This window comes from Micromonospora citrea (assembly GCF_049629545.1).
GTDB classification, from domain to species: domain Bacteria; phylum Actinomycetota; class Actinomycetes; order Mycobacteriales; family Micromonosporaceae; genus Micromonospora; species Micromonospora citrea_A.
In genome coordinates this window covers 20,275-38,918 of record NZ_JBNADX010000014.1, presented here as the reverse complement: position 1 = coordinate 38,918, position 18,644 = coordinate 20,275, and the positions used below count along the sequence as shown (strand labels likewise).

The window sequence follows — 18,644 nt, the reverse complement described above, 5'->3', positions numbered from 1 at the left end:
TGGTGTACGGTACGGCGCACGGTTCCGGGGAGAGGGGACGTCCATGCCGGTCATCGAGGTGCACGGGCTACGCAAGCGCTACGGCGACACCGCCGCCCTGACCGGCGTCGACCTGAGCGTGCACGCCGGCACGCTCTGCGCGGTGCTCGGCCCCAACGGCGCCGGCAAGACCACCCTGGTGCGCATCCTCACCACCCTGCTGCGCGCCGACGCCGGCACCGCCCGCGTCGCCGGGCACGACGTGGCCCGCCACCCCGAGCGGGTACGCGCCCACATCGGCCTGGTCGGCCAGCGCACCGCCGTCGACGAGGTGCTCGGCGCCCGGCAGAACCTGGTGCTCTTCGGCCGGCTGCGCCACCTGTCCCCCGCCCGGGCCCGCGCCCGCGCCGAGGAACTGCTGGAACGCTTCCGGCTCACCGACGCCGCGCACCGGCCCGTCGGCACGTACTCCGGCGGCATGCGCCGGCGCCTGGACCTGGCCGCCGCGCTGATCGGCGACCCGCCGGTGCTCTTCCTCGACGAGCCCACCACCGGGCTGGACCCCCGCTCCCGCGGCGAGCTGTCCGACACCGTGCGCGCGCTGGTCGCCGCCGGCAGCACCGTGCTGCTCACCACCCAGTACCTGCAGGAGGCCGACCAACTCGCCGACACCGTGCGCATCGTCGATCACGGCCGCGTCGTCGCCGCCGGCAGCCCCGAGCAGCTCAAGGCCACCCTCGGCGGTGACCGCGTCGAGGTGCGGCTGCACCACGGCGATCAGCTCGCCCCCGCCGCCGCGACGATCGGCGCGGCGATCGGCACCACGCCGCGCGTCGAGGCCGACCGACTGCGGATCAGCGTCGACGTCACCGACCGGGTCGCCGCCGTCGGCGCCGTGCTGCGCGCCCTCGAGCACGCCGGGCTCACCGCCGCCGACGTGGCGTTGCGCCGCCCCACCCTCGACGAGGTGTTCCTGCGGCTGACCGCCGAGCCTCGGCAGGAGGTGCCCGCGTGAGCGTCCTCGCCGCGCACCGGCTGCGCTGGGTCGCCGCCGACACGGCCACCCTCACCGGCCGCGCCCTGGCCCACTGGGCGCGCCAACCCGTCCCGTTCGCCGTCGGGCTGCTCTTCCCCGTCCTGCTGGTGCTGATGTTCGGCTACCTGTTCGGCGGCGCGATGAGCGTGCCCGGCGGCGGTGACTACCGCGACTTCCTGCTGCCCGGCATGTACGCCATGACGATGGCCTTCGGCGTCGAGACCACCTACACCGCCGTGGCCACCGACACCGCCCGTGGCGTCACCGACCGGTTCCGGTCACTGCCGATGGCCTCCTCGGCGGTGGTCACCGGCCGGGCCGTGGCCGACCTGCTGCACGCCACGGCCGCCCTGGCCGTGCTGCTGGCCTGCGGCGTCGCGCTCGGCTGGCGGTGGCACCACGGTCCGCTGGCGGCGCTGGCCGCCGTCGGGCTGCTGTTGCTGCTGCGCTTCGCGCTGATCTGGGTCGGCGTGCACCTGGCCCTGCTGCTGCGCAGCCCCGAGTCGGTGGCGGCGCTGCAGATCGTCGTCTGGCCGGTCGGCTTCACCTCCAACGCCTTCGCCGCCCCCGACACCATGCCCGGCTGGCTGGCCGCCCTCGCCCAGTGGAATCCGCTGTCGGCCACCGTCGCGGCCTGCCGGGAACTGTTCGGCAACCCGGGCTGGGGTGGCGACTCCTTCACCGCGCAGCACGCCGTCGCCCTCGCCGTGGCCTGGCCGCTGCTGCTGACCGCCGTGTTCCTGCCGCTGTCCGTGCGCCGCTACCGCCGGTTGAGCCGGTGAGCAGGACCGACATGAGTACCCGCACCGACCCCGCAGGAGCACCCGTGACGATCGGCCGTTACGCGGTCACGTTCAGCCCGGCCGACCCGCCCCGCGACGCGACGCTGCTGCTCTGGTCACCCGACGGCGGGCCGCCACCGCCCGGGCCCGGCACACCCGCACAGGTGAGCCTCGCGACGCCGCCGCACGGCGCACCGGCGCGCGTGCCGGCACGCCGGGTGCCGCTGACCCACGGTGTACCGCTGCTGCTGGCCCCGGCCGGCGCGGCGCACCCGGCGGCGGCGTTCTGGGCGGCGGCGGCCCGCGAGGCGCTGCGCCTGGCCGCCCGGGGCCTGCTGCTGCCCGACGTCAGCGCGGCCGGGCACGACATCTGGCGCGTCGGCCCCCTCGACGACGCCGACACCGCCCGGCTGCGCGACCTGGCCGCCGCGATGCCCCCCACCGCCCGCGCCCGGCCCCTGCCCGGCCGATCGCCGGCCCGGCTGCCCGACGCGGCCCGGCTGCTACGCGACTTCCTCGACGCGGTCGCCGACCTGCTGCCCCGCGACGGCACCGGCGACGGCCCGTGGACGGCCGTCCGCGCGACGCCCGTGCCCCGGCTACGCGACTGGGCCGCCCGGGTGGCCGCCCACGCCGAGGCCGCCGTACGGCTGTCCCTGCGGCTGGAACCTCTCGGCGCGCCGGACGGGCCGTGGCGGGCGGTGCTGCAGCTGCGCCGCCGCGCCGCCGCGGGCCTGCTCACCGACGCCGCCGCGCTGTGGTCCGGCCCGGTGCCCGGCTTCCCGGCCGCCACCCGCGACACCACGCTGCTGGCGTTGCGCGACGCCGCCGCCTGCTGGCCGCCGTTGGCCGAGCTGCTCGCGCAGCCGGTGCCCGACGTGCTGACGCTGCGCGACGACGACCTCGCCGACCTGCTCGGCGCCGGCGGCCGGCGGCTGGCCGCCGCCGGCATCGACGTGCACTGGCCGGCCGGGCTCACCCGCGACCTGACCGCCACCGCCCGGCTGCGCCCACCCGCCGGCGTCACCGGGCTGCTCGGCGACCTGGGCGAACTGGCCCTGGACTGGCGGGTGGCGCTGCACGGCACGGCGCTGACCCCGGCCGAGCTGCGCGCCCTCACCGAGGCCCACCGGCCGGTGGTGCGGCTGCGGGAGCACTGGGTGCTCGTCGACCCGGACCTGGCCGCCCGGGCCCGCCGGCCCGCACCCACGCCGCTGACGCCGGTGGCGGCGCTGCGGGCCGCGCTGACCGGCTCGCTCACCGTCGACGGCGCCGACGTGCCGCTCGCCGTCGAGGGCTGGGCCCGGCAGGTACGCGACCGGCTCACCACCCCGGCCGAGGTGGACGTGCCCGCCGGCCTGGCCGCCACCCTGCGCGACTACCAGCGCCACGCGCTGCGCTGGCTGGCCGGGCTGACCGCGTCCGGCCTGGGCGGCTGCCTCGCCGACGACATGGGGCTGGGCAAGACGGTCACGCTGATCGCCCTGCACCTGCACCGGCAGGCCGACCCGGGCACCGCCGGGCCGACCCTGGTGGTGTGCCCCGCCTCCTTGCTCGGCAACTGGGAACGCGAGATCGGCCGGTTCGCCCCCGGTGTCCCGGTACGCCGCCACCACGGCCCCGGCCGCAGCCTCGACGGTGTCACCGACGGGTTCGTCCTCACCACCTACGCCACCCTGTGCCGCGACGTCGACGTGCTCGCCGGGCGGCGCTGGCCGCTGCTGGTCGCCGACGAGGCCCAGCACGTCAAGAACCCGGCCGTCGCCGCGGCCCGGGCGTTGCGCGCCGTGCCCGCCGCCGCGCGGGTCGCGTTGACCGGCACCCCGGTGGAGAACAGCCTCACCGACCTGTGGGCGGTGCTCGACTGGAGCACCCCCGGCCTGCTCGGCGCCCTGCCCGAGTTCCGCGCCCGGTGGGTCGGCCCGGCCGGCGCCGACCCGCGCCGCCGCGCCGAGCTGGCCCGCCTGGTGCGGCCGTTCCTGCTGCGCCGGCGCAAGAGCGACCCGGGCATCGCCCCGGAACTGCCCGCCAAGACCGAAACCGACCAGCCCGTCGCGTTGACCGCCGAACAGGCCGCCCTCTACCAGGGCGTCGTCACCGAGCTGATGGACACGATCGCCGGCACCGACGGGCCCCTGCGCCGCGCCCTGGTGGTCAAGCTGCTCACCGCCCTCAAGCAGATCTGCAACCATCCGGCGCAGTACCTGCGCGAGAGCGCGCCGCGGCTGGCCGGCCGCTCCGGCAAGCTGGACCTGCTCGACGACCTGCTCGGGGCGATCCTGCCCGCAGGTTCGGCGGTGCTGGTCTTCACCCAGTACGTGGCGATGGCCCGGCTGCTGCACCGGCACCTGCGCGAGCGGGGCGTCGAGTCGCTGCTGCTGCACGGCGGACTGCCGCCGGCGCGGCGCGACGAACTGGTGCGCCGGTTCGGCGACGGACACGCGCCGGTGTTCCTGCTGTCGCTGCGCGCCGCCGGCACCGGGCTGAACCTGACCCGCGCCGACCACATCGTGCACTTCGACCGGTGGTGGAACCCGGCCGTGGAGGACCAGGCCACCGACCGGGCGTACCGGATAGGGCAGACCAGGCCGGTGCAGGTGCACCGGTTCATCACCGAGGGCACGGTCGAGGACCGCATCGCCGCCCTGCTGGCCGGCAAGCGGGAACTCGCCGGGGCGGTCCTCGACGCCGGGGCGGGCGGGCTGGCCGACCTCGACGACGCCGCCCTGGCCGACCTGGTCACCCTGCGCGGTCCGGCGTGAACGCCCGGGGCTTCCCGGCGTTCCCGCCCGGGTCGGGGCGGCGCACCCGCTCCCGGTGGGCGGCCGGCTGGCTGACGGCGCTGACCGCGTCCGCGCTGGACCCGCAGCCGCTGCGGCGGGGCCGCCGGCACGCCGTACGCGGACACGTCGGGCCGATCACGATCAGCCCCGGCCGGATCGCCGCCACGGTGCACGACGGCGACCCGGAGCAGCCGCACCACAGCGTGCTGCGCGTCGATGCGCTGCCGCAGGCCGACTGGGAGCGGCTGGCCGCCGCGCTCGCCGCCCGTTCCGGGCACCTGGCCGCACTGCTGGCCGGACGGCTGCCCGCCGACCTGGTCGAGACCGCCGGGGTGCGGCTGTCGCCGGAGCCGGGGCAGCTGCTGCCCGAGTGCGACTGCCCCGACTGGGACCATCCGTGTCGGCACGCGGCGGCGGTGGGCCATCAGGTGGCGTGGCTGCTGGACGCCGAGCCGCTGTTGCTGCTGCTGATCCGCGGCCGTGACCCCCGGGCCCTGCTGGCCCCGCCGGGCACCGCGCCGACGATCCCGGACACGATCTCCGCCACGACCGGGTCGACGCCGGACGGCACACCGGCGCGGGCACGGGCCGCGGTGGCCGGCGACGGCACCCCGGCCGGTTCGGCCTACGCCACGACGCCCGGGCCGTTGCCCCGCCCGCCGGACGCGACGGCGCCGGTCACACTGCCGCCGCTGCCGCCCGGGCCGGAGGTGGACGTGGCGGTGCTGCGTGAGCGGATCCGGCTGGCCGCCGAGCGGGCTGCCGCGCTGCTGGCCGACCCGCCGTCTGCGGGCTGAGCCGAACCGCAACCCGCCGGTCGGCCGGGCCCTGGGCAGGTGCGGCGGGCGAGGCCAGCCGGCGGTGAGCAGGCCCGCACCGGATCGAGCGGGCCTCGGGCCGGTGCGGCCGGCGGGTCAGCCGGCGGCGAGCAGGGCCCGCACCGGGGCGGCCTTGGCCGCCGCCTCGGCCACCTCGGCCGCCGGATCGCTGTCGATGGTGATGCCCCCACCCGCCCACACGTGCAACCGGTCGGCGTCGGCGGCGGCGGTGCGGATGGTCAGCCCCAAATCGACGTGCCCGGGCGCGACCCAGCCCAGGGCGCCCATGCTGGCGCCCCGCCCCACCGGCTCCAGGGCCCCGATGTGGTCCAGGGCGGCCAGTTTCGGCGCGCCGGTGACCGACCCGCCGGGGCAGAGCGCGCGTAGCAGGTCGGCCAGGCCCAGCCCGTCGGCCGGCTGCGCCGACACGGTCGACTCGGCCTGCCACAGGTCGCACCAGCGGCGCACGGCGAACAGCTCGTCGACGCGCACCGACCCGGTGCGGGCCACCCGGGCCAGGTCGTTGCGTTCCAGGTCGACGATCATGATGTGTTCGGCGCGTTCCTTGGCCGAGGCGAGCAGGTCGCGACGGCCGGCGGCGGTGGCCGGGCGGGTGCCCTTGATCGGCCGGGTGAGCAGCCGCGCGGCGCGCAGTTCGATCAGGGTCTCCGGGGAGGCGCAGCCGACCGCCCAGCCGTCGCCGCGCAGGGTGCCGCCGTAGCGGGCGCCGGGCAGCGCGGCGAGGCGGGACAGCACCGGGCCGGGGTCGCCGCGGTAGTCGGCGGCGGCGTGCCCGACGACGTTGACCTGGTAGACGTCGCCGCGCCCGATGGCGGCGCGGACCGCCTGCACGGCGTCGGCGTGCCGGCGGGGGGTCCAGCTCTCCCGCCAGTCGCCGAGGCGCCAGCGTGACGGCACGGTCGGGGTGCGGGCGGCCGCGGCGGCATGCGGGTCGTGTCCGTAGACGACCACGGCCACGTCGGGCAGCGCCGGCACCGGGGTGGGCGCGCCGGGCGCGCCGCCGGCCATGACCGCCCCGGCGGCGGCGGAGACGAACACGGCGGCGCCGCACGCGCCGTACGGGTCGTGGCGGGCGGGTCGGGCCACATCACTCAGGTCGATCCCGTGTCCGGCGAGGAACGTCTCGATCAGTTCCGCCGGGTCGCCACCGTCGGTGACCGTCCACTCGCACCGGTCCCGCTCGACCAGCACGTTGCGGCACGCAACCGGTACGCCGGGTACATCGACCGGCGGTCGTGGGAGCGCTTCCACGCCGTAAGGGCGGAGTTGGCTCATCCGTTCAGCCGATTTCGGGTGAACAAGACGGATGGCTGCTCGATACAGCGCGCTTGCGCTTGGTACTGTGCGTCACTGGTCATGTGAACCATGACACAGTGCCCCCACAGTCCGGAGAACCCGATGTGTCAGCACCAACCCACCTGCCCCTCCGCCGAAGCGACCGACCGGGAAGCCGCCCGGGTCATCGCCTGCTTCCCTGAGCAGGGCTGGAGCCTGCTCTGCAACGGTGTCATCGTCTTCGAGGACACCGGCGAACTACTCCCCGACGGCAGCACCATCGCCCCGCACCGCGGCCCCGCCCGCCACGCACTCGTAGCCTGAGGCGACCACTCTCCGTCACAGGAGCAGGTCACCTCGGCTCAGGCTAGTCCCCCGGTCAGGGACCGCCCTCCCCAGGTCGACCCAAGCCGGCCGGGGCGGCACGACGTCCGCCCCGGCGCAGCGCACAGGTCAGTCCTCGAACGCCTCCGGCGCCGGGCACGAGCAGACCAGGTTCCGGTCGCCGTACGCCCCGTCGATCCGCCGCACCGGCGGCCAGTACCGGCCCGCCCGCCGCACCCCGGCCGGATACGCCCCCACCGACCGCGGATACGGGTGCGGCCACTCGTCGGCCGACACCATCGCCGCGGTGTGCGGGGCATTGGCCAGAGGATTGTCCCCGGCGGGCCACTCACCCGAGCCGACCTTGTCGATCTCCGCCCGGATGGCGATCATCGCGTCGCAGAACCGGTCCAACTCGGCCAGGTCCTCGCTCTCGGTCGGCTCCACCATCAACGTCCCCGCCACCGGGAACGACATCGTCGGCGCGTGGAAACCGTAGTCGATCAGCCGCTTGGCCACGTCGTCCACGCTCACCCCGGTCGCCTTCGTCAACGGCCGCAGGTCCAGGATGCACTCGTGCGCCACCAGGCCCTTGTTGCCGGCGTACAGCACCGGGAAGTGCTCGCGCAGTCGCGCCGCCACGTAGTTCGCCGCCAGCACCGCCACCCCGGTCGCCCGGGTGAGCCCCTGCGCGCCCATCATCCGCAGGTACGCCCACGGGATCGGCAGGATCCCCGCCGACCCGTACCGCGCCGCCGAGATCGCCGGGCGGCCCTCGGTGTGCGCACCCAGCGGATCGCCGGGCAGGAACGGCGCCAGGTGCGCCCGCACCGCCACCGGACCCACCCCGGGCCCGCCACCGCCGTGCGGAATGCAGAACGTCTTGTGCAGGTTCAGGTGCGACACGTCCGCCCCGAACTTGCCGGGCTTGGCGAACCCGACCAGCGCGTTGAGGTTCGCCCCGTCGACGTACACCTGCCCACCGGCGTCGTGGACCTTCGCGCACAGCGACGCGATGCCCGTCTCGTACACGCCGTGCGTCGACGGGTACGTCACCATGATCGCCGCGAGGGCGCCCCGATGCTTGTCGATCTTCGCGTCCAGGTCGACGAGATCGACGTTGCCGTCGGCGTCGCAACCGACCACCACCACCCGCATGCCGGCCATCACCGCCGACGCGGCGTTGGTGCCGTGCGCCGACGACGGGATCAGGCACACGTCCCGGTGGCCCTCCCCCCGGTCCCGGTGGTACGCCCGGATGGCCAGCAGCCCCGCCAACTCCCCCTGCGAGCCGGCGTTGGGCTGCACGCTGACCGCGTCGTACCCGGTCACCTCCGCCAGCCACGCCTCCAACTGCGCGATCATCGCCCGGTACCCGACGGTCTGCTCCGGCGGCGCGAACGGGTGGATGTGCGCGAACTCAGGCCAGGTCACCGGCTCCATCTCGGTGGTGGCGTTGAGCTTCATCGTGCACGACCCCAGCGGGATCATGCCCCGGTCCAACGCGTAGTCGAAGTCGGCCAGCCGGCGCAGGTAGCGCAGCATCGCCGTCTCCGAGTGGTGAGTGCGGAACACCGGGTGGGTGAGGAAGTCCGACTCACGGCGCAGCGCCGCCGGCAGCGTCACGTCGCCGTCACCGTCGAACACCGGCACCCCGAACGCCGCCCACACCGCCTGAAGGTGCGCGACGGTGGTCGTCTCGTCGCAGGAGATCCCGACCCGGTCGGCGTCCACCAGCCGCAGGTTCACGTGGCGTTCGGCCGCCGCCGCGACCACCTCGGCCGCCCGAGCAGGCACGATCGCGGTGACGGTGTCGAAGAACGCCACGTCCGCGACCTGCACCCCACCGGCGCGCAGCCCGGCCGCGAGCCGCGCCGCCATGCCACCGGTACGCTGCGCGATCGCCCGCAACCCGTCCGGGCCGTGGTACACGGCGTACATGCCGGCCATCACCGCCAGCAGCACCTGCGCGGTGCAGATGTTGCTGGTCGCCTTCTCCCGCCGGATGTGCTGCTCGCGGGTCTGCAACGCCAGCCGGTACGCCGCGTTGCCGTCGGCGTCACGCGACACCCCCACCAGCCGGCCCGGCAGCATCCGCTCCAGCCCGGCACGCACCGCCAGGTAACCGGCGTGCGGCCCGCCGAAGCCCATCGGCACCCCGAAGCGCTGGGTGGTGCCGGCGGCGATGTCGACGCCGATCTCTCCCGGCGGGCGCAGCAGCGTCAACGCCAGCAGATCCGCCGCCACGGTCACCAGCGCCCCCACCGCGTGCGCCGCCTCGACCAGGCCACGGTGCTCGCGCACCGCCCCGGACGCCCCCGGGTACTGCAGGTGCAGGCCGAAGAACTCCGCCGGCAGCTCCTCGACGTCCAGGTCCAGCACCCGCACCTCGATGCCCAGCGGCTCCGCCCGGCTGCCGATCACCGCGATCGTCTGCGGCAGGGTGTCGGCGTCGACCACGTACACCGGGCTCTTGCTGCGCGACGCCCGCCGCGCCAGGGTCATCGCCTCCGCCGCGGCGGTGCCCTCATCGAGCATCGACGCGTTCGCGGTGGCCAGCCCGGTCAGGTCGGTCACCATCGTCTGGAAGTTCAGCAGCGCCTCCAGCCGGCCCTGGCTGATCTCCGGCTGGTACGGCGTGTACGCCGTGTACCAGGCCGGGTTCTCCAGCACGTTGCGGCGGATCACCGCCGGGGTGTGCGTACCGTGGTAACCCAGCCCGATCATCGACACGGCGACGGTGTTGGCGGCGGCCAGGGCGCGCAACTCGGCGAGGGCCTCCCGCTCACCGGCCGGCTCCGGCAGGTCCAGGGTGCCGTGCCAGCGGATCACCTCAGGGATGGCCGCGTCCATCAGCTCGTCGATCGAGTCGTAGCCGACGGCCTGCAGCATCCGGCGCTCATCGGCCCGGTCGGGACCGATGTGCCGGTCGGCGAACTGCTCTGCGGTCATGCGCTGCGCTCCTAGTGAGGGCGAGGTCGACGGGTCGGCCTCCCCCTGAGTCGCACACGAAGGCGCTCCACAGTGCCTGCCCACGTGGTCCTTTTGCCTGAGAGGTTCCGGGGAGGGATCTGCCCCTTCGGCGCCGCCCGCAAAGGGGCGGTCTCTCCCGCGTGGGTGCTACGGCATGGTCAACGCTACCAGCGCCGCTGTTTCCGGCAGATGTCGTACCCCCGGCACCCGGTCAACCGGGGGGCGCACAGGCGACAGACGGGCACGAACCGGCCACACCCGCCCTACAGCGCCGCCGGCGCGACCCCGGCCGGCACCGCCCCGACGCCGCCGTCCCCACGCCACGACACCCCCACGGTGTCGGCCAACGCGGGCAGCAGCCGCCCCAGCGGCGCGTCCACCCGCAGCGTCGCGTACCCGTCGCCGCGGGTCGGACCCTGGTTGGCGATCACCACCGGGATGCCCAGCTTCGCCGCCCGCAGCACGAACCGCCGCCCCGACATCACCGTCAACGACGACCCCAGCACCAGCAGCGCCCGCGCCGCGCCCACCATCGCGAAGCAGCGCGACACCCGATCCGCCGGGACCGTCTCACCGAAGAACACCACGTCCGGTTTCAACACACCCGTGCCGCAGAACGTGCAGTCCACGGTCCGGAAGCCGGCCACCTGCGCGTCGTCGAGCTCCACGTCCCCGTCCGGGTTCAGCACCCCGGCGGCGGCGTCGAAGTCCGGGTTGGCCTCGCGCAGCCGCCGGTCCAACTCCTCCCGGGAGGTCCGGTTGCCGCAGTCCAGGCACACCACCTCGTCCAGGCGGCCGTGCAACTCCACCACCCCGGCGGCCCCCGCGGCGGTGTGCAACCCGTCGACGTTCTGCGTGACGATCCCGTCGATGAGACCGGCGGCCTGCAACCCGGCCACCGCCCGGTGTCCGTCGTTCGGCGCCGCCCGCGCGATCGTGCGCCACCCCAGGTGGCTGCGCGCCCAGTACCGCCGCCGCGCCACCGGATCCCCGGTGAACGTCTGATAGGTCATCGGGGTGTGCCGCCGCGCCGCGCCACTGGGCCCCCGATAGTCCGGGATGCCCGACTCGGTGGACAGCCCCGCCCCGCTCAGCACCACCACACCACCGGCGGCCACCAGGGCGACAAGCTCGTCGAACGTCTCGGTCACCCCACCCATGCTGCCTCAGCGCACGGCCGCGGGCGAAGTGAGCGTCGTCGCGCCGCCCGGACGACTAGGTTGGCCGGTATGCGCGTCGTCATCGCCGGAGGGCACGGCAAGATCGCCCAACTGCTCGAACGGGAGCTCGCCGGACGCGGCGACACCGCCGTCGGCCTGATCCGCAACCCCGACCACACGGCCCCGCTGCGCGCCCTCGGCGCCCAGCCGGTCGTCTGCGACCTGGAAACCGCCCCCGTCGACGAGGTCGCCGCCCACCTCACCGGGGCCGACGCGGTCGTCTTCGCCGCCGGCGCCGGCCCCGGCAGCGGCGCCACCCGCAAGGACACCGTCGACCGGGCCGCCGCCGTGCTGCTCGCCGACGCCGCCCAGGCCGCCGGTGTACGCCGCTACCTGCTCGTCTCCTCCATGGGCGTGGAGGACCCACCCGCGCCCGGCACCGACGAGGTGTGGGCGGCGTACCTGCAGGCCAAACGGGCCGCCGAGGACGACCTGACCGGCCGGGACCTGGACTGGACGGTGCTGCGCCCCGGCATGCTCACCGACGACCCGCCCACCGGCCGGATCCGCCTCGACCGGCGTGCCCCGCGCGGCGCGGTCACCCGCACCGACGTCGCCCGGGTCCTCGTGGCGCTGCTGCACCACCCGGGCACCATCGGGGCGACCCTCGAACTCGTCGGCGGGGACCTGCCGATCGCCGACGCGGTCGCCGCCGTCGAGACCACCGACCCCACAACCTGACCCCACGGCCTCCCGGCACCGCCGGCGGTGCCGGCAACGGGCACCCGCCGGCGGTGCCGGGTCAGGCGCCGAGCACGGCCCGCAACTGGGCGCTGGCCCCCGCAGCCGCCTGCGCGTCGGCGCGCAACTGCTCCGACTGCGCCGACAGGTACGCCTGCCACCGGTTGAGCTGCTGCTGCGCCGCCGCCACCGCCGCCAACGCCGCCGCGTGCCGCTCCTCCAACTCCTGCAACCGGCGCTGCACCTCCGGCGACGGACCCGCCGCGCCGGCCGGGGCGCCCGGCGCCGCGGCGCTCAACGCACCGGCCCGGCGGTGCGCCTCGGCGAGGATCTCGTCGGCCTGCCGCCGCGCGTCGGCCAGGATCTCCGCGCCCTCCGCGCTCGCCTCACCGATCGTGCGGTTCGCCTCGTCCTGCGCCCGCATCGCCAGCTCCACCGCCATCGGATCCGGCCCCCGCGGCGCCGTCGACGGCAACGTGCCGTGCCGCAGCATCTCCACCTGACTCAGCAGACCCTGGTTCTCCCGCCGGTGCCGGTCCAACTCGTTGACCAGCACCGCGATCCGGTCGTCGCCGGCGCGCACCAGATCGGCCACCTCGTCGGCGGACAGCCAGTGACTGCCCCGGAACCGCCGCGCCTCCAACATGGACAGCTGACGGCCCAGCTCACCCTGCTCCGCCAGGCCCGGCACCACGATACGGTCGGAGTGGTCGATGCTCATCGGACACCAGTCCAGCTGAAGTCGCGCGGGGCAGTGGCGCCGGCCTCCGCAAGGGGCGGATAGAAGGAGTGATCGTAACGCTCGGTCAGGATCCGCTCCGGCCGCACACCCGCGCGCGTCAGAATCGTGACCGTCTCCCGGGTCATCTCCGAACTCCCGCAGACCAGGACCTCAGTCTCCTCCCACGGGCCCAGACGCACCGCCGTCTCCACCGCCGTGCCCACCGCCCCCGACCAACCCCAACCCACCTCCACCGTCGGCACATACCGTAACCACGCCGTGCCACCACCCGACGTCGGCATCGCCGACAACTGGGCCAACGCCTTGTCGTCGTACAACTCGTCGGGGGTACGCCCACCCACCACCAGGGTGGTCCGCCGCCCCGAGCCCTGCTGCACCGCCTCCACCACCGCCCGCAGCGGCGCCAGGCCGGTGCCCCCCGCGATCAGCAGCAACGGCAACTGCGGCGCCCGGTCGTACGACGACAACGCCGCACCCGTCGGATGCCCCAGCAGCAGCCGGTCCCCCGTACGCAGCTTGCGCACCACATGCGTGGAGAACCGACCCGTCGCCCGCACATGGAACTCGATCGTGCCGTCCGCGCGCGGCGCGTTCGCCGGCGACAGGTACCGCCACAGGCGCAACTGCGGTACCTGCACCGGCAACGACTGCCCCGGCAGGTAGTTGCACAGATAGTTCGGCCGCACCGTGAACACGGCGATGTCCGAGCGGCGCCGCTCCGCGCCCAGCACCTCCGCCTCCCAGTACGGCGGCGACGTACGCTCCGACTCCGCCGCGCCGGTGAGCATCAGCTTCGCCACCGACTCGTACGCCGCCGCCCACTGCGCCTGCAACGCCGGCGTCCAGTACGGGCCCAGGAACCGCTCCAGCGTCGCCAGCAGCGCCTGCCCCACCCAGATGTAGTGCCGCTCCCCCAACACCACCACATTGCCCCGCTGGTCCTGGCCGTGGAAACGACGATGGTCGGCCCCCAGCCGCTGCGCGAACGCCGTCAACGCGGCCGGGTCGTCCAAGTTGGTGATGATGTGCCCCAACGCCGCCAGGAGCTTGTCCTCCTGGTACTGCATGTTCGTCGGGAACATCGACCGGGCCTCCGGCGCCACCATGAACAGCGTCGCGTAGAAGTACTTCGCCGCCTCCGGGCCCGCCGCCGAGAACTGGGTCCAACTCTGCCGCAGCACCGCGTTGTCCATGCCTCAGACCTCCTGCGCCCGGGCCGTCGCGTGCCGCTCCCGCAACGTCGACTTCACCACACCCTCAGGGTCGTAGACCCGCTGGGTCGGCCAGATGTTCGGGTTCGGCACCCCGGGGTCGTAGTAGCGGTGATGCACCGCGTGCAACGCCGCCCACCCCACACTGCCGTTGAGCCACGACCAGTCACCGTGCACCGGCCGCCCCGCCCGCTCCTCCTGCGCGCAGAACTTCATGAACAGCTCCGACTCGGTGTGCGGATCCGACACCCGCACCCCGGCCAGCCTGAACGAATGCAACACCGCCTGGTTGATCACCAGCACCGCGTGCTCACGCCACAGGTTGTCCTCTCGGGAGGTGTCCAACCCCAGCGCCTCGGCCACCACCCGCAACTGGTCGTACCGCTCCCGGTCGCCCATGTTGCGGGTGCCGATCTCGTCACCCAGGTAGTGGCCGTTGAACGGGGCGCAGCTGTAGTCCACCCCACCCACCCGCAAGCGCATGTTGCTGATCACGGGCAGGGCGTGCCAGCGCAACATCAGATCCGCGAACCACGGATGGTCCGGATGCGACAACGCCACCTCACGCACCAACTCCCGCGGCACGTCCAGCACCGTCGGCTCCTCCTGCGCCGTCTCGATCACCCACGGCAGCAGGTCGAAACGCCCCGGCACCGGCGGCGCACGCCAACCCAGCCGCCGCGCTGCCTCCGTCATCGCCACCTGCGCCGGATCACCCAGCACCGACCCGTCGTCGCCCCGGTGCCCGCAGTAGCGGATCAACTGGTCGTTCCAGATCCGCGCCCGCGGACCCACCCCCGGCCGGTCCGGCGCGAACACCGTCACCACCGACTGGATCCGCCCACCGTTGTCCCCGGCCGCCAGATGCGCCGCCAACTCCTGCGCGATGCCCGCCACCGTCGTCACGTGCCGCCGGTCGCGTACCTTCAACCCCGCCCACCGGATCCGCCCCACGCAGCGCACCGACTGCCGCCACGCGACCTTCGCCCCGTAGCCCAGCTCGTCACGGGTGTGCCGGTACGACCCGGTCACCGCGATCTCGTCGCGCACCTGCGCCAACCGCTCCGCCAACCCCGGCAGCCGCCGCTCCCGGTGGTACAGCTCCAGGAACTCCACCGCCTCCCCGACGACGTCCCCGACGACGGCGACGTCACCCGGCGACGGCTCCCGCTGCGCCGGCACCCCGGTCACCGGGCAGCCCGACTCCGAACGATCGACGACAGTGCTGCCCGCTCCTACGCAGCGGAGGCCCACATGGTGGTCAGTGTGCACTTCGGCTTGTCTTCCCGTCCTCCGGCAGGCCCCGACGCCACCCGCACGCCGCACCCACGCATCAGCTCGGCACCAACCCACCGACCATCACTCACAGTGACGATCTAGTGCCCTTGGTGATCACCCTGGACAGGGTGCCTGGGAAGACCACGACTGTCAACAAGACGACTCCACCCGGGAGTGTGCACATCGGACACCCCCCGGCCCCGCGCCACGACCACCCGCACACGCGAAAACGCCGCGACCGGCAACCCGGCCGCGGCGCCCCGACAGAACTCAGCCAGCCCGACGACGCGCCCGACGCGCCGCCAACTCGTCGCCCACCACCTCCGACGCCGGCTCGGCGGACTCCCCGCCCCCCGGCGTCGCCGGCTCCGCCGGCAGATGCGACAACGAACCCTGGATCTCCTTGAACGCCCCACCGATCGCGATGCCGAACACACCCTGGCCGCCCTGCAACAGGTCGACCACCTCCTCCGGCGACCGGCACTCGTACACCGTCGTGCCGTCGGAGATCAGCGTGATCCCCGCCAGATCCCCCACCCCACGCGACCGCAACGCCTCGATCGCCTTACGGATGTTCTGCAGGGACACCCCCGCATCCAACAACCGCTTCACGACCTTCAACACCACCAGGTCGCGGAACGAGTACAACCGCTGCGTGCCCGACCCCGACGCGTCCCGCACACTCGGCACCACCAGCGACGTCCGCGCCCAGTAGTCCAACTGCCGATAACTGATCCCCACCGCGTGGCAGGCCGTCACACCCCGGTAACCCACCGAACCGTCACCGTCAGTCGCCACCACACCCGGCTCGCCCCGCTCCGCAACCGGCTCAGGATCCCGCGGCTCGTGCATCCCGACCAACCTCCCCGTCAGTGCGGTGACACGTCGTTTCCGGGACGTGCACCCCTCGACACGGCAACCCTACAGACGCACCCGGGGGTTACCACGCAGGAACGGTCGCGACACGCCGCGCAGCGACACGACGCACCCACCCACACCACAACGCGTCACACACCGTGACCGCCATGACGGGAAACTCACCGACGGCACACTCAGCCGGCGAAATCCTCCGGACGCACCTGGTCCAGGAACTCGCGGAACTTCTCCACCTCGTCCTCCTGCTCGTCCGGGATCACGATCCCCGCCTCGCTGAGGACCTGCTCCGCACAACGAATCGGAGCACCCACCCGCAACGCCAACGCGATGGAGTCACTCGGCCGGGCCGACACCCGCACCCCGTCACCCAGCAGCAGATCCGCGTAGAAGACGTTCTCCTTCAACTCGGTGATCTCCACCGCCCGTAACGGCGCCTTCAACGCCGCCAGCACATCCCGCAACAGATCATGCGTCAACGGCCGCGCCGGCTTGACCCCCTGCTGCTCGTAGGCGATCGCCGTAGCCTCGACCGCACCGATCCAGATCGGCAGATAGCGGTCGCCCTCGACCTCCCTGAGCAGGACGATCGGCTGGTTGCTCGGCAGCTCCACCCGAACTCCGACCACGCTCAGCTCGCGCACCGCCGCCTCCGTGTCGTTGTCATCCAAGCCCGCACCGCGCCCTTCCCTGCACGGTACACGGACCGCGACACGGTCGTCCCATGCGCACCAGCCCCACGCCCCGCGCCGGAAAAGGGTTACCCCGGCAAGCCTACGACACGCTTCCCGGGGCAGATCTTTCCGCACACACCACCACGACCGGCTCACCGGCCCAACGTCGACCGCAACCCCACCCGTACCAACGCCGCGTGCAACTGCTGCGACAACGCCACCAACTCCCGCGCCGTCTCCGCCGCCCGCGCCCGCGCCGCCGGATCACTCTGCCGCGCCAACGGCGCCACCAACTGCGCGAACAGACCGACCTCACGATCCGCCGCCGACCGGTACCCCCGCAGATGCCGCGGCTCCAACCCGTACGCCGCCAGACCCGCCACCGCCCGCGCGATGATCAACGCGTCCGCGTCGTACCAGCCCGGCGGGTCCGACACCAGCACACCGAGGCGCTCCAACTCGCCCAACGTCGACTCGTCGATGCCACTACGCGCCACCAGGTCGGCCCGCCCGAGCCGCAGCTGCGACGACTCGGGCTCCTCCACCACCCGGCCCGGCACCTCGCCACCCGGACCCACCGCCACCAACGTCGGCCGCTGCCGACCCGGCGCCTCACCGGCGTCCCACTCGGCCAACTGGTCACGAATCACCCGCAACGGCAAATACTGATCCCGCTGCGCGGTCAACACGAACCGCAGCCGGGCCACGTCGTCCCAGCTGTACTTCCGGTAACCCGCCGCCGTCCGCTGCGGCTCCACCAGCCCCTCGGCCTCCAGGAACCGCAACTTCGAGATCGTGACGTCCGGGAACTCCACCCGCAACTGCCCCAGCACCTCGCCGATACTCATCAGCGGATGCGACCGGGCCGCCCCGGGCGGCGAGGAAGCCGCAGGCTCGTTCACCCGCGGCCGGCCTCCTCCTCCGGGCGAGGACCGGCGATGAACACCACGCGGAACTTACCGATCTGCACCTCGTCACCGTTGCTCAACGTCGCGGCCTCGACCCGCTCCCGGTTCACGTACGTGCCGTTCAGGCTGCCCACGTCCCGCACCGTGAACGTCCCACCGTCGCGGTGGAACTCCGCGTGCCGCCGCGACACCGTCACGTCGTCGAGGAAGATGTCACTGTCCGGGTGCCGGCCACTCGTGGTCACGTCATGGTCCAACAGGAACCGCGCACCGGCGTTCGGCCCACGCCGAACCACCAGCAGCGCCATCCCCGGCGGCAACGAGCCGGACATCCGGCTCGGCACCACATCGGTGTCCGGCCCCTCCAGCACTTCGTCCAACGAACCGAGATTGAGCGTCGAAGTGACGTCGAGCGGGGGGAACTCGTCGCCTGGGCGCGTCATGGGACCACCTCACGGATCTGTTCGGTCAGCGTCGGGGTAATGGCGGGTCTGGCCGCCGGGCAGTCGCACACCCGGCGGCTGGCTCCCCGTGCCCGGGAAGGCAATTACACAACGCTCAACTATTGGGTTCTCGGTCGACTGGGCGAGCCTAGCCAGCGCCGAAATGCAGGGCAACCGGACGCGCGGGAACATCATCGTCCCCCACGCCCGGCACGGGCAACACTCAGCTCGCGGTGAGCTCGCGATACGCCGCAGCCGTCAACAGCCCGTCCACCGCCGACGCATCATCCGGAGTGATCTCCAACAACCAACCCGCACCGTACGGATCCGTGTTGATCACCTCAGGAGTGTCACCCAGCGCCTCGTTCCGCGCCGACACCGTACCGCTCACCGGCGAGTAGATCTCCGACACGCTCTTGGTCGACTCGATCTCACCCAACGGCTCACCGGCGGCCACCACCGCACCCTCGTCCGGCAACTGGACGAACACGATGTCGCCCAGCGCATCCTGCGCGAAGTGAGTGATGCCGACACGCAGCACGCCGCCGTCGGCGCCGACCACCCACTCGTGCTCAGCGGTGTAACGCAGATCCTCAGGAATCACCAGACGCGTCCTTCATCCA

At 73.7% G+C, this 18,644-nt stretch carries 17 protein-coding genes and 1 riboswitch; of the genes, 6 read left to right on the top strand and 11 right to left on the bottom strand.

Going from position 1 to position 18,644, the window contains the following annotated elements; all coding sequences use genetic code 11:
• The first annotated feature begins 43 nt into the window (after positions 1-43).
• Genes ACPFP2_RS16615 through ACPFP2_RS16600 form a run of 4 tightly spaced genes read left to right on the top strand, consistent with a single transcriptional unit; the run spans position 44 to position 5,377 of the window.
• Entirely contained in the window at positions 44-994 is a 951-nt protein-coding gene (locus tag ACPFP2_RS16615; RefSeq protein WP_424090073.1) for an ATP-binding cassette domain-containing protein, read from the top strand.
• On the top strand, positions 991-1,797 hold the full coding sequence (locus ACPFP2_RS16610; protein WP_424090072.1) for an ABC transporter permease: 807 nt from the start codon (positions 991-993) through the stop codon (positions 1,795-1,797). Before ACPFP2_RS16615 ends, ACPFP2_RS16610 begins: the two co-directional genes overlap by 4 nt.
• Positions 1,798-1,841: 44 nt before the next feature.
• Positions 1,842-4,559: a DEAD/DEAH box helicase gene (locus ACPFP2_RS16605; protein WP_424090071.1), complete on the top strand. Its 2,718-nt coding sequence runs from the start codon at positions 1,842-1,844 to the stop codon at positions 4,557-4,559.
• Positions 4,556-5,377 carry an SWIM zinc finger family protein gene (locus ACPFP2_RS16600; protein WP_424090070.1) on the top strand — a complete coding sequence of 274 codons (822 nt, stop codon included), beginning with the start codon at positions 4,556-4,558 and terminating at the stop codon, positions 5,375-5,377. Before ACPFP2_RS16605 ends, ACPFP2_RS16600 begins: the two co-directional genes overlap by 4 nt.
• Before the next feature lie 117 nt (positions 5,378-5,494).
• On the opposite strand, the gene ACPFP2_RS16595 is transcribed toward ACPFP2_RS16600, so the two are convergent.
• Positions 5,495-6,694, bottom strand: coding sequence for a chorismate-binding protein (locus ACPFP2_RS16595; protein WP_424090069.1), 1,200 nt, complete (start codon positions 6,692-6,694; stop codon positions 5,495-5,497).
• 123 nt (positions 6,695-6,817) lie between these two features.
• Between ACPFP2_RS16595 and ACPFP2_RS16590 the strand changes: the two genes are divergently transcribed.
• Entirely contained in the window at positions 6,818-7,018 is a 201-nt protein-coding gene (locus ACPFP2_RS16590; RefSeq protein ID WP_088974232.1) for a DUF5999 family protein, read from the top strand.
• Positions 7,019-7,147: 129 nt separating this feature from the next.
• Here ACPFP2_RS16590 and gcvP read toward each other — a convergent pair whose 3' ends face one another.
• Together gcvP and ACPFP2_RS16580 are read right to left on the bottom strand one after the other, a co-directional pair.
• On the bottom strand, positions 7,148-9,970 hold the full coding sequence (gene gcvP, locus ACPFP2_RS16585) for an aminomethyl-transferring glycine dehydrogenase (RefSeq protein ID WP_424090068.1): 2,823 nt from the start codon (positions 9,968-9,970) through the stop codon (positions 7,148-7,150).
• Between the two features lie 75 nt (positions 9,971-10,045).
• A riboswitch (glycine riboswitch) is annotated at positions 10,046-10,140 on the bottom strand.
• 114 nt (positions 10,141-10,254) lie between these two features.
• Entirely contained in the window at positions 10,255-11,151 is an 897-nt protein-coding gene (locus ACPFP2_RS16580; RefSeq protein ID WP_424090067.1) for an NAD-dependent protein deacetylase, read from the bottom strand.
• Positions 11,152-11,220: 69 nt separating this feature from the next.
• Here ACPFP2_RS16580 and ACPFP2_RS16575 point away from each other — a divergent pair, with 69 nt between their 5' ends.
• A complete protein-coding gene (locus ACPFP2_RS16575; RefSeq protein WP_424090066.1) occupies positions 11,221-11,892 on the top strand; it encodes an SDR family oxidoreductase in 672 nt (223 codons plus the stop codon).
• A 61-nt stretch (positions 11,893-11,953) separates the two neighbouring features.
• Here ACPFP2_RS16575 and ACPFP2_RS16570 read toward each other — a convergent pair whose 3' ends face one another.
• The 8 genes from ACPFP2_RS16570 to gcvH form a co-directional block, all read right to left on the bottom strand.
• The gene (locus ACPFP2_RS16570) at positions 11,954-12,613 is read right to left on the bottom strand and encodes a hypothetical protein (protein WP_424090065.1); all 660 of its coding nucleotides are present in this window, start codon (positions 12,611-12,613) and stop codon (positions 11,954-11,956) included.
• The gene (locus ACPFP2_RS16565) at positions 12,610-13,827 is read right to left on the bottom strand and encodes a globin domain-containing protein (RefSeq protein ID WP_424090064.1); all 1,218 of its coding nucleotides are present in this window, start codon (positions 13,825-13,827) and stop codon (positions 12,610-12,612) included. The genes ACPFP2_RS16570 and ACPFP2_RS16565 overlap by 4 nt, the downstream gene beginning before the upstream one ends.
• Positions 13,828-13,830: 3 nt before the next feature.
• Complete coding sequence (locus tag ACPFP2_RS16560) at positions 13,831-15,027, bottom strand: nitric oxide synthase oxygenase (RefSeq protein WP_424090180.1); 1,197 nt, start codon at positions 15,025-15,027, stop codon at positions 13,831-13,833.
• Positions 15,028-15,393: 366 nt separating this feature from the next.
• The gene (locus ACPFP2_RS16555) at positions 15,394-15,975 is read right to left on the bottom strand and encodes a MerR family transcriptional regulator (RefSeq protein WP_424090063.1); all 582 of its coding nucleotides are present in this window, start codon (positions 15,973-15,975) and stop codon (positions 15,394-15,396) included.
• A gap of 200 nt (positions 15,976-16,175) precedes the next feature.
• Entirely contained in the window at positions 16,176-16,640 is a 465-nt protein-coding gene (locus tag ACPFP2_RS16550) for a bifunctional nuclease family protein (protein WP_088979125.1), read from the bottom strand.
• A gap of 182 nt (positions 16,641-16,822) precedes the next feature.
• Complete coding sequence (locus tag ACPFP2_RS16545) at positions 16,823-17,518, bottom strand: MerR family transcriptional regulator (RefSeq protein ID WP_424090062.1); 696 nt, start codon at positions 17,516-17,518, stop codon at positions 16,823-16,825.
• A gap of 50 nt (positions 17,519-17,568) precedes the next feature.
• Positions 17,569-18,021: an oxoglutarate dehydrogenase inhibitor Odhl gene (odhI, locus tag ACPFP2_RS16540; protein WP_088962138.1), complete on the bottom strand. Its 453-nt coding sequence runs from the start codon at positions 18,019-18,021 to the stop codon at positions 17,569-17,571.
• Positions 18,022-18,244: 223 nt separating this feature from the next.
• Positions 18,245-18,625: a glycine cleavage system protein GcvH gene (gene gcvH, locus ACPFP2_RS16535; protein WP_424090061.1), complete on the bottom strand. Its 381-nt coding sequence runs from the start codon at positions 18,623-18,625 to the stop codon at positions 18,245-18,247.
• Between the last annotated feature and the right edge of the window lie 19 nt (positions 18,626-18,644).

Excerpts from the sequence above, each read along its gene's own strand:
- ACPFP2_RS16595 (WP_424090069.1), bottom strand. The coding sequence starts at position 6,694 with ATGAGCCAACTCCGCCCTTACGGCGTGGAAGCGCTCCCACGACCGCCG.
- gcvP (WP_424090068.1), bottom strand. The coding sequence starts at position 9,970 with ATGACCGCAGAGCAGTTCGCCGACCGGCACATCGGTCCCGACCGGGCC.
- ACPFP2_RS16565 (WP_424090064.1), bottom strand. The coding sequence starts at position 13,827 with ATGGACAACGCGGTGCTGCGGCAGAGTTGGACCCAGTTCTCGGCGGCG.
- ACPFP2_RS16575 (WP_424090066.1), top strand. The coding sequence starts at position 11,221 with ATGCGCGTCGTCATCGCCGGAGGGCACGGCAAGATCGCCCAACTGCTC.
- ACPFP2_RS16555 (WP_424090063.1), bottom strand. The coding sequence starts at position 15,975 with ATGCACGAGCCGCGGGATCCTGAGCCGGTTGCGGAGCGGGGCGAGCCG.
- ACPFP2_RS16570 (WP_424090065.1), bottom strand. The coding sequence starts at position 12,613 with ATGAGCATCGACCACTCCGACCGTATCGTGGTGCCGGGCCTGGCGGAG.
- odhI (WP_088962138.1), bottom strand. The coding sequence starts at position 18,021 with ATGACGCGCCCAGGCGACGAGTTCCCCCCGCTCGACGTCACTTCGACG.
- ACPFP2_RS16590 (WP_088974232.1), top strand. The coding sequence starts at position 6,818 with ATGTGTCAGCACCAACCCACCTGCCCCTCCGCCGAAGCGACCGACCGG.
- ACPFP2_RS16580 (WP_424090067.1), bottom strand. The coding sequence starts at position 11,151 with ATGGGTGGGGTGACCGAGACGTTCGACGAGCTTGTCGCCCTGGTGGCC.
- ACPFP2_RS16545 (WP_424090062.1), bottom strand. The coding sequence starts at position 17,518 with ATGAGTATCGGCGAGGTGCTGGGGCAGTTGCGGGTGGAGTTCCCGGAC.
- ACPFP2_RS16615 (WP_424090073.1), top strand. The coding sequence starts at position 44 with ATGCCGGTCATCGAGGTGCACGGGCTACGCAAGCGCTACGGCGACACC.